The sequence below is a fragment of the Aquirufa sp. 5-AUSEE-100C1 genome (assembly GCF_054558655.1).
In genome coordinates this window covers 420704-433993 of sequence record NZ_JBPXKO010000003.1, presented here as the reverse complement: position 1 = coordinate 433993, position 13290 = coordinate 420704, and the positions used below count along the sequence as shown (strand labels likewise).

Here is a 13290-nt window from a genome sequence, read left to right as displayed (position 1 = left end):
ATACTAGTTACTTGCCATCTCATTAATCAAAAAACTCAAACAAATGAAACTATTAAAACACGTACCAGCTGTATTATTAGGATTACTTTTCCTTGCCGGAGGAATAACCTTTTTCTTAGGGGTTGGGGCAGACCAACCTATGCCAGGAAGAGCCCCTGAATTCATGAAACTATTTGGCGGAACGGGCTACCTTGCCGTCGTTAAAGTTTTAGAAATCATTGGAGGTGCCCTGATCTTATTCCCAGCACATCGCGCGAAAGCACTTCTAATTTTAGGACCTATTGCCGTAAATATCTTGTTATTTGATATCTACATCGCCGGATCCATCATGGGCGTAGGAATCTTCTGTGTAATTTTGGTATTGATTCAAGCTTACTTAGATCAAGATAAATTCAAAGCACTTTTATAATAAAAAAGGCCATCCGAAAGATGGCCTTTTTTTATCCCAATAAATACTTTTTGAATCCTTCGAAATCCGTTCCCATGGGGATGGATTTTTTTTCTTTATCGAGAAGCTCGGCTAGACGAATAGGAACCTCAACTTGCGTTCCTAATGTCGCTTCGACCGTCGGCAAGAATTTCGCATAATGCGCCGTCGACAACATCACGCCATAGAAATCTCCAGCATTTTCTGCATCATATTGTTTCAAACCATCATACGCCACTGCCGTATGCGGACACATCACATAGCCCGTACGCTGATAAACCTCCAACATGATGTCTTTAGTCGTCTCATCCGAAGTGAAATACCCCTTCACCAAAGCACGTACCTTCTCGATATCCGTTCCAGCTAAAATCTGCATGCGAATGAAGTTGGACGGAGCACCTACGTCCATCGCATTCGAAATTGTTTCCACGGATGGCTTAGGCTCATAATTTCCCGAAGCTAAATAATCCGGCACGGGATGATTGGCATTACATGCCGCTACAAAAGCCTGAATAGGTAACCCCATTTGGTAAGCCATCAAGCCCGCACTTAAATTCCCGAAGTTACCCGAAGGAACACTAAATACCACGGGCTTCTGAATTCCTTGCTTACGCAAGGCTGCATAAGCCGCAAAATAATAAAAGGACTGCGGAATCAACCGCGCGATATTAATCGAATTGGCCGAAGCCAAATTAAACGCTGAACGCAAATCGGCATCCAAAAATGCCTCCTTCACCAATCGTTGGCAATCATCGAATGTCCCATCAATTTCCAAAGCCGTCACATTGCCTCCGAGCGTCGTCAACTGCTTCTCTTGAATATCAGATACCTTACCCCTTGGATACAAAATCGTCACCGAAATACCCGGCGTATTGTAAAAACCCTGAGCCACCGCACCACCCGTATCTCCCGAAGTCGCCACCAGAATACGAATCTCCCGTTTGGCCTTCAATAAATAATGCGACATGATCGCCGCCATAAAGCGCGCGCCAAAATCCTTAAACGCCATGGATGGGCCATGGAACAATTCCAACACACCCACATTTTCCTCCAAGGGCACCACAGGCGCCTCAAAAGTCATCGATGAATCAATGATCCCCTCGATTTCCGCATCCGACAAATCATCGCCCAAAAGGTTTTGACAAACGGCTTTAGCGATTTCAGGAAGGGAAAGCGTATGGATGGACTCAAAAAAGGACGCAGGCATTGCCGGAATTTCGTAGGGCATATACAATCCGTTATCCGGAGGTAAACCCCTGAAAATCGCCTCCTGCAAATCTACATCGGCACTTTCGTGTTTGGTACTGTATAACTTCATAACACTAATTTATCCCCTTGTAGGTGTGGCAACACATCATAGCGATCCCGCTCCAAACAAAAAGCAATATCTTTTTCAATTCCCAATCCCAATAGACGATTCACATGGGACGATTTTTTCACAGCCGTAATTAAATCACTTGATGCCACGTGGTATTGTTTCCATGCCATCAATGCTGCATCATCGGCCACGGTATATTGGCCAACCAATTCATCGATCAATGCCCCTGCAAACAAGGTGTCTTCCAAATTTGGTTTTCCTTTCCATCCCGCACAAACCACCAAGGCATCTCCTGACCAGGCTTTCAAGGCCCCAACGACTGAGGAAATATTCAAAAATGCGCCTACATAAACACGATCTGCACTGACCGACCGACGAAGCGCGACCGTCCCATTTGTCGTAGTTACACATATTTTGGCTCCTTTGACGCGTTCAACTTGATAGGAAAAAGGCGAATTGTCAAAATCAAAACCCTTCGGTGTAATTCCGTTTCGCTCTGCTGAAATCAAATAACCCTGATCACGATGCGAAGCACATAGGTCAACATCCTCCACAGGAATAATCTCGACGGCACCATGCGCAAAAGCCGTCACCATACAAGACGTAGCCCGAAAAACATCCACAACGACAACAGCCTTGCCCGCCAACTCATAGAGGTGAATTAAATCCGGCGATAAACAAACATCGATCTTTTGCATTTATACAAAGGGCATTTTTACAATTTCAGCCTTCAAAGCCTTCTCCCGAATCGAGATAAATATCTCCGATCCCACATGTTTCGTGGACACATAACCCATCCCAATTCCTTTGGACAAGGTGGGCGATTGGGTTCCCGATGTAACTTCACCAATCACCTCGCCCGCCGCATTCAAAATCGGGTAATGTTGGCGAGGAATCCCGCGATCAATCATCTCAAAACCTACTAATTTCTTCGAAGGTCCCGCCGCTTTAATCGCCGCATGGTGATCCTTCATGATAAAATCTTTGTTGAAGGACGTAATCCAACCCAACCCCGCTTCTATCGGCGAAGTTGTGTCATCGATATCGTGTCCATACAAGCAATAACCCTTCTCCGTACGAAGCGTATCGCGCGCACCCAAACCGATGGGTTGAATACCCTCCGGTTCACCGGCCGCGAAAATCGCATTCCACATCGCCAAGGCATTTTCATTCTTTACGTAAATCTCAAATCCACCGGCACCCGTATATCCCGTATTCGAAATAATGATATCCTCAAATCCAGCCATCGAGCCAATTTTGAAGGTATAATAAGGCATGGCCGATAAATCCACCGAAGTCAATCGCTGTAAAACACCCGTCGCCTTAGGACCTTGAACGGCGAATAAGGAATATTGCGAACTCGCATTGGTCATCTCAACCCCAAAGGTATTGTGCGAGGAAATCCAATTCCAATCCTTTTCGATGTTGGACGCGTTCACGACCAATAAATATTCATTATCGCGAATCTTGTAAACCAATAAATCATCCACAATACCACCCTCGGCATTGGGCAAACAAGAATATTGCACCTTGCCATCCACCAATTTCGACGCATCATTCGATGTCACGTATTGAATTAAATCCAAGGCCTTGTCCCCATTCAAGAAGAATTCACCCATGTGACTCACATCAAAAACCCCCACCGAATTACGCACGCAATTGTGCTCCTCAATCAAATTCGTATACAACACGGGCATGTTATAACCAGCAAAAGGAACCATTTTGGCGCCCAATGCAACGTGCGTATCATTCAAATGTACTTGCAATAATTCTTCCATTATTCTCGGTATAAAACTTGTAAAAGGGTTTGGCCCACGACTTTCAACGTGGATTTATCGATGATCGATAAATTATCTTGATGCGTATGGTGGTAAGATCCGAAATCAAATCCGCCATTCACCGGACGTATGTCTATAATATCAATCATTTGAATTTTAGCGATCTCATTCACCGCCGTATGGTCATCCGAAATACCAAATGCTTCCATGTCCACAAATTGGGATCCATAACCCAAATCAGCCGCCGTAGCCCAAATCGAGCGAACTAAGCCGGGTGCATATTGCATCGAGGAGCCCTCATGTGGGAACACCGCGCCTTTGGCACCCACCATGTCCAATAAAATTCCATAATACGGTCGGTAATTTTCTGGCATTAAATGCGCCGCCCAATACTGTGAACCAAGGGCCCAACTCAAAGGATTTCCGGCAGCCATGTCATGCGGCTCTCCATGATCTTCCAAGTCAAAGAACACAAAATCCACCCCAACGGCAGGTTTATCTTTCGTTTGCGACAGAACGCGCGCTAATTCGATCATTACACCAACACCCGATGCCCCATCATTGGCGGCATCTATCGGTTCATTCTTACGTACCGAATCTTTATCCGCAATCGAACGAGAATCCCAGTGCGCCGCAATTAAAATACGTTTAGTAGCCGCAGGATTAAAAGATGCGATGATATTGGTTCCATTCAATTTCTTCCCATCGTAACGATTCGCTTCAAAGGGCTGCGTCGAAACTTGCAAGCCATAGGATTTCATCTTGCCGACAATCCAGTCGGCACATTGTTTTTGGGCAGATGAATTAGGTACTCGAGGACCAAATGCGACTTGCTTAGCAATATGCGCATAGGCAGAATCCGCAGCAAATTCCGGTGTTGGAACTATATTGGGTGCCGATGTCGTTGATGTAGTACCTGTTTGGGAAGATTGGTATCCGTAATAGACTCCTGAAAGGACAAGGAGTACCAATAACAATAGCGCGATGCGGGAGCGATTCATCCAGCAAAGATACAAATAAGGTTTTAAGATTTGAAACGCTGTGAAGGTTATGTACCTTGCAGACTAATATTATAAATACAAGGGTATGAACCCCAAAGAAGAACGATTTTTAAAAGGTATACAGATCGAGTTATTAGACTTTTTCGAGCTAAACGACTACCGCTCCTACTCCCTCAATCAGATACACAAAGCGTTTGCGATCCGTGATCGAAAAACGAAAGAAATATACGGCGATGCCCTAACGAATCTCGCCAAAGAAGGTCGATTAATTCGGCATGCCGACGGAAATTACCGTTACGATAATGAGTCCTTCGTCGTAGAAGGCCGTGTAGACCACGTCAACTCTCGCTTTGCTTTTGTGATTGTCGAGGGAGAAGGAAAAGATATTTGGGTGGCATCGGCCGACCTGATGAATGCCAAAGACGGGGACCGTGTCCGCGTTCAAGCGCGTAAACCCTCCGAAAAGAAGAAGAACGACCGCCCCGAAGGTGAGGTGATCGAAATCCTCGAACGCGGATCCAGTGAGGTCGTTGGTGTCATTCAAGTGACCCCACACTATGCCTTCCTCATCCCCGATTCGAAGAAGATTTACGAAGATATTTACGTTCCGCGCACCGAGGTGATGGGCGCCAATCACCTCGATAAAGTGATTGTCGAAGTAACCCGCTGGGGAAGTCCCGGGAAAAAAGCGGAAGGTCGTGTCATCAAAGTTTTAGGAAAAGCAGGCGAGAACGAAACTGAAATGCACTCGATTCTGGCGGAATTTGGCTTGCCTTATGAATTCCCTGCCGAGGTGGAAGCCATGGCGGAATCAATCAACACGACTATTCCCAAGGAAGAAATCAAGAAACGCCGCGACATGCGCAAGGTTTTAAGCTTTACGATTGACCCCATCGATGCCAAAGACTTCGACGATGCCTTAAGTTACGAGGTGTTGAAGAATGGAAATGTGGAGATTGGGGTGCATATCGCCGACGTATCCCATTACGTCAAACCGGGAAGTTTACTGGACCAAGAAGCCTACAAACGAGCAACCTCCGTTTATTTAGTGGACCGCGTCGTACCGATGCTGCCCGAAAAATTATCCAATGGACTTTGTTCCTTGCGTCCCAATGAAGATAAATTAACCTTCTCCGCCGTCTTTGAATTTAACGCGAGTGGGGTGATTGTGAAGGAATGGTTTGGGCGTACGGTTATTCACTCCGACCGCCGTTTTGCCTATGAGCAAGCACAAGAATTAATCGAACATACGGGCGAAGTGACCGATCCGTATGAACCCATCGTTAAAGCATTAAATCAATTGGCGCATAAATTGCGCGATGCGCGTTTTGCGAATGGTTCGGTGAATTTTGAAACGGCAGAAGTCCGTTTTGAATTAGATGCCGACGGCAAGCCGATTGCCGTGCATCCACGGGTTAGAAAGGATGCCCATAAGTTGATTGAGGAGTTTATGTTATTGGCCAACAAGCGTGTGGCCACCTACGTATACGACCTAAAGAAAACAGACCCTCGCAACACGATGGTTTACCGGGTGCACGAAGCACCGGATCCGGAAAAATTGCGTGTGTTCTCAACTTTTGCAAAGAAATTTGGGTACCAAGTAACCACGGAACCTAAGCAGGTGAGCAAGTCATTTAATGCCTTGATGGAATCGATAGAGGGCAAAGGCGAAGAACATGTGCTACAAAGTTTGGCCGTTCGTACAATGTCCAAGGCACGTTACAGTACGGATGCCATTGGCCACTTTGGTTTGGCATTTCCGTTTTATTCGCACTTTACGAGTCCGATTCGTCGCTACCCCGACGTGATGACACACCGTTTATTGCAACATTATTTGGATGGTGGAGCTTCTCCGGAGCGCGCACCCTTAGAGATTCAATGTAAGCACTCTTCGGACCGTGAAAAATTAGCGGCCGATGCGGAACGCGCATCTATCAAATACAAGCAAGTGGAATACATGAGTTTGCATGAGCCACAAATCTTCGACGGAATCATCACCGGAGTAACCGAGTTTGGTTTATTCGTGGAAATCGGGGATACCTCGTGTGAGGGCTTAGTTCGCATGGTGGATTTGAACGACGATTTCTATGATTTGGATAAAGAAAATTATCGAATTGTGGGTAAATCAAACGGCCGCGTATTCACTTTTGGGGATACGGTCAAGGTCAAAGTTCGGGATACCAACTTAGCGAAACGAACAATCGATTTGGAGATGGTCGGCATGCGAGGTGCGGGGGCTTATGCGAATAACCGTTCCCGTAAGCGCGATATGCCACGCGGAGCACGTAGTTCCAAAGTAATTCCTCGCGGAAAAAGAAGACGTTAAATTAGAGCGGAATCCCTTGTTGGAAGGTAACTTCCGTTGCAATGCCCATAGCACTAAAACGGAAGGCAATCGACTTAGCTTGCGAGGCCTTTTGGTTGCAATGCGGTCCCGGTTCTAGAAAATAGATGTAATATTCTTGGTTACGATCCGCTAATTGTTGGATATCGGGTTTCCCCAAAATATCCTCCATGTTGTTCGAAGTAACGCCACGGAAGGTCATTTTATGCGCTTTTAACCAAGCGAGTTGCTGGCCTCGTTTACCAGCACATGCCCCGCGGTCTTTTTTAAACGCCTCCGCATCAAATCCCTGTAAATCGGGTTGATGCGTACAAGACGCGAGGAAGAAAAGTCCGATAAGAAATGCGAGGTATTTCATGGGTTTGTTTTAGCTGCACAAAAGTAAAGAATTGTCAGTAAATTGAACCATTAAATTCAAGTTGTGAACATATTAATCTGTCCCGATAAATTTAAAGGAAGCTTAAGCGCGCAAGCCGCAGCGGACGCCATTGCACAAGGAATTTTGGCAAGGCGGAAAAAATCAAGCATCCAATGCATTCCATTAGCGGATGGCGGAGAGGGGACATTGGAAGTTGTCCAACACATTCATGGCGGTCAATGGATTTCCGTTCAAGTGAACGACCCCTTGTTTCGACCCATTCAGGCGGAATATTTATGGTTGGCCGACCAAAAAACCGCCTACATCGAAATGGCGCGCGCATCTGGATTGGGATTACTTGCCAAAAAGGAACAAAATCCCTTGAAAACAAGCACCTATGGAACCGGGGAATTAATTCGCCATGCGGCAGATGCGGGCGCAACAACTATTGTGCTAACCATCGGAGGTTCCGCGACGAATGACGCGGGAATCGGAATGGCGGCGGCATTGGGATATCAGTTTATCGATCAAAAAGGAGCACAATTGACGGCTATTGGTGAAAATCTCAGCGAAATCACCGAAATCAAAGGCTCAAATCCATACCCTGCCATTCAGTTTATCGTATTAAGCGATGTGAATAATCCGCTCCATGGCCCGGACGGAGCAGCCCATGTATATGCAAAACAAAAAGGTGCAAATACCACTACAATTAAACAATTAGACAAAGGTCTAATTAATATCAGTAAGTGGTTATCGGCGGACACTCCTGGCGCCGGAGCAGCCGGCGGATTAGGTGCCGGTGCGATGTATTTTTTAGGCGCACGGATGGAACCAGGAGCTGAATGGTTGTTGAATAAATTACACATCAACCGCGCGATTCGCAAGGCGGATTTTGTGATTACGGGGGAAGGTAAAATTGACCAACAAAGCTGGTCGGGGAAATTGGTTTCGAACATTGTCGACCGGGCCGACAAGCAATTAAAGCAATCGATTTTAGTCTGTGGCTTGTTTGAGGATCCGGAACGCATTCCTTTATTTCTGGATCCGAGAGAGGTTTACAGCATCACAGATATCGCGGAGAGTCCGACGGATGCCATGGATAATGCGGCGAAATACCTAACACAAGTTGGGGAAGCTATTGCGTTGAAATACCTATAAGCGCGCGAGTCTTTGGGCAGCTTCTTGCAACATATCATCACTTTTCGCGAAACAAAAGCGCAAAATTCGATCAGCCGGTGGTGTTTCATAAAAGACGGAAACAGGAATAGAGGCCACCTTTAATTCCTTGGTCAGGCGTACCGCCAAATCCACATCCTTCTCATCACTAATCGCCGAATAATCGAGGCATTGGAAAAAACTACCTTTGGATGGTAAAATCTTCCAACGGGAATCGGTGAAGAAAGAGGCAAATAAATCACGTTTTTGTTGGTAGAAATCCGACAGCCCTACATAATGCGCTGGCGTTTTCAGATAATCCGCTAAGGCATGTTGCAGGGGCGTCGCACTCGAAAAGGTAACCCACTGATGCAGTTTACGGAACTCACTCGTTAGATATTCCGGCGCGAGGCAGTACCCCATTTTCCAACCGGTAATGTGATAGGTCTTCCCAAAGGACCCACAGACAAAACTGCGTTTACGAAGTTCAGGATGTAATAATACGGAGGCATGTTGGGCGCCATCAAAAACGATATGCTCATAGACCTCATCCGAGACAATGAGAATATTCGTTCCTTTCACTACTTCCGCGAAGGCATCTAAATCTTCCATGGCCCAAACCGAACCCGTCGGATTGTGCGGCGTATTGACCATAATCGCGCGGGTCTTATCGGTGATGTTGGCAGCTAATTCCTCCCAATTAATCCGAAAATTATCTTCGGCCTTTAAAGAAATATGAACCGGAACTCCTCCAGCCAAACGAACGATGGGATCATAGGCATCGTAGGATGGATCGAACATGATCACCTCATCACCTGGAGAAACACAGCAATGAATGGCCGCAAATAACGCCTCAGTGGCCCCCGATACCACAGTTACCTCGGTATTAGCATCCATATCAATGCCATAAAAATCGCGGGTTTTGGTTGCGATACTTTGGCGTAAGACAGGAACACCGGCCATGGGGGCATATTGATTATGCCCTTTGGAATAAAATTTCAGGAGATCTTGTAACTCATCCGAACAATCGAATCCTGGAAAACCTTGGGATAGATTAAACGCCCCCTCATCCAAAGCGAGTTGGGACATTTTCGTGAAAATCGTCGTTTGAACCTGGGGTTGTTTCGAGGGAAAATGAATCATGCCCTAATTTATCAAAGCTTCCCCATCATACCAAACTTGCTGAACCTCTAAAGCATCATTTAAGTGAACAAAACAAGCACGTTTCCCTACCTCAATACTTCCCAAATTAGTCAAATTCGCAACTTCGGCAGGATATAGTGTGGCCATACGAACAGCCTCCTCGGTCGAGATTCCCGCTTTTTGAACACAATTTCGAATCGCCTCGTCCATGGTCAATGCGGAGCCTGAAAGCACGCCGTCGTCATTGGTGAATCGATTACCCACTTTTTTGAAGATGTAGGGGCCCGACTCGTCATGCGTGACTGCATCGGTAATCAAAAACAATTTGTCGCCTTTCAATTGCTTCGCCAATCGCAAAGATTCAAAATCGCAATGCAAGCCATCCGCAATAATACTCGTCCAAGCGTCCGAGCGGAAACTAGCTCCCACCAAACCGAGCGCTCTACTTTGCCATTGTGACATGGCATTAAATAAATGCGTGATTCGAGAGATTCCAGCTTGTTGGGCCACTTCATACGTCGCATCCGAATGGCCCATCGAGCACAGGATAGAACTGCTTTTCAGCAAGTCCAATACCTCGGCTTCAAACATCTCAGGGGCAATCGTCAGGTAGGTCGGGAGACCTTGTGTTCGATCAATGATTTCCTGCACAAATTCCTTCGTGGGCTTTTGAACAAAGGCCTCTTGGTGCGCCCCGCGTCTGACAGGATTAAAAAATGGCCCCTCTAAATGAAGCCCGACCAAGCCTTTCCCTTGATAGGATTTACACGCATCAATCGCCTGCCACATCGCGGGCTTCGGAGAACAATTCAGGGTAATTTGAAAGGCAATCGTACCTTTCCTTGAATGTTCCTCAAAGGTCGATTGAATGGCCTCCTCCGTTTGATGATTCGAAAATAAAATTCCCCCACCCCCATAAACTTGTAAATCAATAAACCCGGGAACCAAGAATCCCTCCGACACGCCACCCGTCTCCATCTGCATGGATTTGATCTGTCCGTCCTCGAATGAAATTGCCTGGTTTTCGAGCCATTCATAGCCCGTAAATACGCGCTCGAAAATCAGTTTATTAATCATATTTTTGAATTTCAACCACTACCTTTGGCAAACCGGGAAGGATTGCCAAAGGTAAAGTGGGGTTTAGTAACCAGCTGCTTGACCGTCCTTCCGCGACTCGGTCGCACCAAAATATACTTTACGAACAGGGTCCCAGCGAATGCATTGATACCCCCCATAGATACCGTTCATATATCCTACTTGGTGACCCTTTTGTAATAATTCACGAATCACTTCATAAGGATAGCCGTGCTCTAACGTAATCATACCGCCCGTAGGCTCCATCTTCTCGCCAGTCGGCTCTGAAGAACCTTCGTGGTTAATCCGTGGATAATCCCCTGCTTCCTGCACATTCATTCCAAAATCAACCACATTCATCACGATTTGCACATGACCCATCGGTTGGAACGCTCCACCCATCACACCAAAACTCATCACCGGTTGGCCATCCTTCGTCATAAACGCTGGAATAATCGTATGGAACGGCCGCTTACCCGGCGCATAGGTATTGTTCTCGCCTTCTGTTAAGCTGTATAACTCCCCACGATCCTGGAACATAAAGCCCAAGCCGTCCGGCATCATCCCCGAACCAAATCCTCGGTAATTACTTTGAATCAAGGATACCATGTTACCGTCTTTGTCGGCAATCGTCAAATAAATCGTATCCCCATCCTTCAATGCTGGATTACCTGCATCAAAGTGCTTCGAAGCCCGATTGGGATTGATTAATTTCCGGCGCTCCGCAGCATACGCTTCGGAGATTAAACTTTGCACGGGAATTTTAGCGAACTCTGGATCTGCATAATATTTGGCACGGTCTTCGAATACCAATTTTTTCGCTTCGGTAAATAGGTGAACGTGTTCCGCGGAGCCCAACTTGATTTTAGAAAAGTCGTAGCCTTCCAAGATATTCAACATCTGTAAAGCGGCAATGCCTTGTCCATTTGGAGGTAATTCCCAAACGTCATAGCCTCGGTAATTCACAGAAACGGGATCGATCCAGGTAGATGTATGCGTGGCTAAATCCTCATAGCTCAAAAATCCCCCATTCTTCTTCATAAAGGCATCCATCGTACGAGCCATATCCCCCCTGTAAAAGGCATCTCGGCCTTCCTTACCTATCTTTTCCAACGTGTTCGCTAGGTTAGGATTTTTAAAGATGTCCCCTTCTCCGGGCACTTTTCCGCTTGGATAATAATGTTGTGCCACATTGGGAAACTTGCCATAATTGGCCTCCACACGCGTTAATGCCGATGCGAATTCGCCGTGTACTGGGAAGCCATTGCGGGCGTAGGAAACAGCAGCATTCAAAATCTTGCTCATAGGCATGGAACCGAATTTCTTATGCAATTCAAACCAAGCATCCACGGCCCCAGGCACAGAAACGGGTAGGGGTCCTGTGGAAGGAATATGCGTCAAGCCACGCTTTTTAAACTCTGCGAGTGTTAATGATTTGGGGGAACGACCTGAGCCGTTCAAGCCATATAATTTCTTGGTTTTGGCATCCCAAACAATGGCGAACAAATCACCCCCGATACCATTCACATGCGGTTCCACCACACCTTCCATGGCATTGGCTGCAATGGCTGCATCGATGGCGTTTCCGCCTGCTTTAAGTACATCCAAAGCGGCTTGAGTCGATAGTGGATGAGAGGTCGCTGCCATACCGTTTTGGGCGATGACCTGTGAGCGTGTCGCCCAAAGTTTGCCATAGTTTCGGTCTTGCGCGCTCCCGAGAAGTGGCAATAAAATTAATAGAAGCAGTTTTTTCATGTCGTTGATTTTGTAAAGGTAAATTAACCTTTCGTTTTGAAAATACAATCCTGATAGTCTTAAATAGAATAACAATTCGGAGTCATGAATGTTAACTTGAGCACTAAAATTTCACCTATTATCTTAACATAACCATCTAATTACTATGAAAACATACCTAAATATCTATACAAACATTATCCACTCCATTATTATAATTGGATTGTTTGCCACGCTACAGAGTTGTATTTCAAAAAATTTAGTTTTAAGAAATGATGAAATCAATGAAATAATAGCCAAGGAAATCGCATTTGATTCGGTCAAATCTGACATTTCAAAAATTAGTTATGTTTTGGGAATTGCGAGGTACAAAAAATGAAACATACAAAACCGAATGAAATTACATTTAAAGTGGAAGGTAATAAAACCATGGTCAACGGCGAAAATATGAATTTAGATAATACCGAAATCGTTTTCAAAAAGGAATCACCTTCGCGCTATTCAATTTCAACCTATTTACAAAGTTGGGGCACGAGGGCTTACATTTCAGTTGACGGATCTTCAAAAAAGTTTACTTTTAAGTATAATGAAAAAATTATTGGCCAAAATAATTTAGTAGAATTAACTAACCGGCAACGAATCGTTATCATGATTTTATCAAACTTCTATGATGAATTACGAATTTCCAACCCTTATTTTAATCATAATTCAAATCTTAAATCCGAATATGATGCCCCCATTGGGAGAGATTATTATGGATATATCATCGGTTGGGGATTTACACGAGAACAATCCATCGATGATGAACTTGAAACAAGAAAAGGCGCAGGCTCTCTCATTGAAACATATAAATGCAAATTACTTGGAACAAGCACCTCTTGTTTTTACGAATCCATTGGATGTGTCACCATTTCAACTTTTAAATGTTATACAGACCATTAGCCATGTCTTTTTTATC

The 13290-nt window shown here is 45.4% G+C and carries 12 protein-coding genes; 4 read left to right on the top strand and 8 right to left on the bottom strand.

Translation table 11 applies throughout. The features are described from left to right. Positions 1–43: 43 nt before the first annotated feature. On the top strand, positions 44–409 hold the full coding sequence (locus tag ACMH5P_RS08920; protein ID WP_459494031.1) for a hypothetical protein: 366 nt from the start codon (positions 44–46) through the stop codon (positions 407–409). 31 nt (positions 410–440) lie between these two features. On the opposite strand, the gene thrC is transcribed toward ACMH5P_RS08920, so the two are convergent. Genes thrC through ACMH5P_RS08900 form a run of 4 tightly spaced genes read right to left on the bottom strand, consistent with a single transcriptional unit; the run spans position 441 to position 4524 of the window. Beyond that, entirely contained in the window at positions 441–1745 is a 1305-nt protein-coding gene (gene thrC / locus ACMH5P_RS08915; protein ID WP_459494030.1) for a threonine synthase, read from the bottom strand. After that, positions 1742–2443, bottom strand: coding sequence for a 2-phosphosulfolactate phosphatase (locus ACMH5P_RS08910; protein ID WP_459494028.1), 702 nt, complete (start codon positions 2441–2443; stop codon positions 1742–1744). The genes thrC and ACMH5P_RS08910 overlap by 4 nt, the downstream gene beginning before the upstream one ends. Then, the gene (gcvT, locus tag ACMH5P_RS08905) at positions 2444–3523 is read right to left on the bottom strand and encodes a glycine cleavage system aminomethyltransferase GcvT (protein ID WP_459494027.1); all 1080 of its coding nucleotides are present in this window, start codon (positions 3521–3523) and stop codon (positions 2444–2446) included. It lies immediately after the preceding gene. Then, a complete protein-coding gene (locus ACMH5P_RS08900; RefSeq protein WP_459494026.1) occupies positions 3523–4524 on the bottom strand; it encodes a M28 family peptidase in 1002 nt (333 codons plus the stop codon). The genes gcvT and ACMH5P_RS08900 overlap by 1 nt, the downstream gene beginning before the upstream one ends. An 85-nt stretch (positions 4525–4609) precedes the next feature. Here ACMH5P_RS08900 and rnr point away from each other — a divergent pair, with 85 nt between their 5' ends. Beyond that, positions 4610–6850, top strand: a complete 2241-nt coding sequence (rnr, locus tag ACMH5P_RS08895) for a ribonuclease R (protein ID WP_459494024.1) — start codon at positions 4610–4612, stop codon at positions 6848–6850. A gap of 1 nt (position 6851) precedes the next feature. Here rnr and ACMH5P_RS08890 read toward each other — a convergent pair whose 3' ends face one another. Then, entirely contained in the window at positions 6852–7226 is a 375-nt protein-coding gene (locus ACMH5P_RS08890; RefSeq protein ID WP_459494023.1) for a hypothetical protein, read from the bottom strand. Positions 7227–7289: 63 nt separating this feature from the next. On the opposite strand from ACMH5P_RS08890, the gene ACMH5P_RS08885 reads away from it, so the two are divergent. Beyond that, a complete protein-coding gene (locus ACMH5P_RS08885) occupies positions 7290–8384 on the top strand; it encodes a glycerate kinase (protein ID WP_459494021.1) in 1095 nt (364 codons plus the stop codon). Here ACMH5P_RS08885 and ACMH5P_RS08880 read toward each other — a convergent pair. From ACMH5P_RS08880 to ggt, 3 genes are all read right to left on the bottom strand, one after another. Continuing rightward, entirely contained in the window at positions 8379–9524 is a 1146-nt protein-coding gene (locus ACMH5P_RS08880; RefSeq protein WP_459494019.1) for a methionine aminotransferase, read from the bottom strand. The two genes, ACMH5P_RS08885 and ACMH5P_RS08880, sit on opposite strands and share 6 nt — an antisense overlap. Before the next feature lie 3 nt (positions 9525–9527). Next, positions 9528–10601, bottom strand: a complete 1074-nt coding sequence (nagA, locus tag ACMH5P_RS08875; RefSeq protein ID WP_459494017.1) for an N-acetylglucosamine-6-phosphate deacetylase — start codon at positions 10599–10601, stop codon at positions 9528–9530. Between the two features lie 63 nt (positions 10602–10664). Then, the gene (gene ggt, locus ACMH5P_RS08870; protein ID WP_459494016.1) at positions 10665–12353 is read right to left on the bottom strand and encodes a gamma-glutamyltransferase; all 1689 of its coding nucleotides are present in this window, start codon (positions 12351–12353) and stop codon (positions 10665–10667) included. A gap of 354 nt (positions 12354–12707) precedes the next feature. Here ggt and ACMH5P_RS08865 point away from each other — a divergent pair, with 354 nt between their 5' ends. Then, positions 12708–13274 carry a hypothetical protein gene (locus tag ACMH5P_RS08865; RefSeq protein WP_459494014.1) on the top strand — a complete coding sequence of 189 codons (567 nt, stop codon included), beginning with the start codon at positions 12708–12710 and terminating at the stop codon, positions 13272–13274. The last annotated feature ends 16 nt before the right edge of the window (positions 13275–13290 follow it).